We start from the raw sequence: 978 nt of genomic DNA, 5'->3' as shown, positions 1-978 counted from the left end.
GGGCAGTGGGCGGACCTGCCGTTCGAGGAGGTCTGCCGGCTGGCCTCGGAATGGGGCTACGACGGCCTGGAGATCGCCTGCTGGGGCGACCACTTCGAGGTCGACAAGGCCCTCGCCGACGACTCCTACGTCGAACGCAAGAAGGAGACCCTGGCCAAGTACAACCTCGGGGTGTGGACGATCTCCAACCACCTCCTCAGCCAGGCCGTCTGCGACCACCCCATCGACGAACGCCACAAGGGCATCCTGCCCGCCCGCATCTGGGGCGACGGCGAACCCGAAGGCGTACGGCAGCGCGCCGCCGAGGAACTCAAGGACACCGCCCGCGCGGCGGCCAAGCTCGGCGTCAAGACCGTCGTCGGCTTCACCGGCTCCTCCATCTGGCACACCCTGGCGATGTTCCCCCCGGTGCCGCCGTCCATGATCGAGGCCGGCTACCAGGACTTCGCCGACCGCTTCAACCCGATCCTGGACGTCTTCGACGAGGTGGGGGTGCGGTTCGCACACGAGGTGCACCCCAGCGAGATCGCCTACGACTACCACACCACGGTGCGGACGCTGGAGGCCATCGGGCACCGGCCGGCCTTCGGGCTGAACTGGGACCCCTCGCACATGGTGTGGCAGGGCCTGGACCCGGCGAACTTCATCCTCGACTTCGCCGACAAGATCTACCACGTCGACTGCAAGGACGCCCGGGTGGCCACCCGCGACGGCCGGCGCGGCCGTCTGGCCTCCCACCTGGCCTGGGCCGATCCCCGCCGCGGCTGGGACTTCGTGTCCACCGGCCGGGGCGACGTGCCGTGGGAGGAGTGCTTCCGCGCGCTCAACCACATCGGCTACGACGGCCCGATCTCCATCGAGTGGGAGGACGCGGGCATGGACCGGCTGCACGGCGCACCCGAGGCCCTCGCCTACATCCGCTCCCTCAACGCCATCACCCCGCCCGACGCCGCCTTCGACGCCGCCTTCTCCTCCGAG

General features: G+C 69.9%; 1 protein-coding gene. It reads left to right on the top strand.

The genetic code is table 11. The annotated features are described in order from the left end of the window. The coding region (locus tag FLV34_RS39390) for a sugar phosphate isomerase/epimerase (protein ID WP_147945598.1) at positions 1-978 on the top strand (978 nt) is incomplete at both ends.

The sequence above is a fragment of the Microbispora sp. CSR-4 genome, assembly GCF_008033685.1.
In the GTDB taxonomy this organism is placed as follows: domain Bacteria; phylum Actinomycetota; class Actinomycetes; order Streptosporangiales; family Streptosporangiaceae; genus Microbispora.
This window is presented reverse-complemented; position numbering and strand designations above follow the sequence as displayed.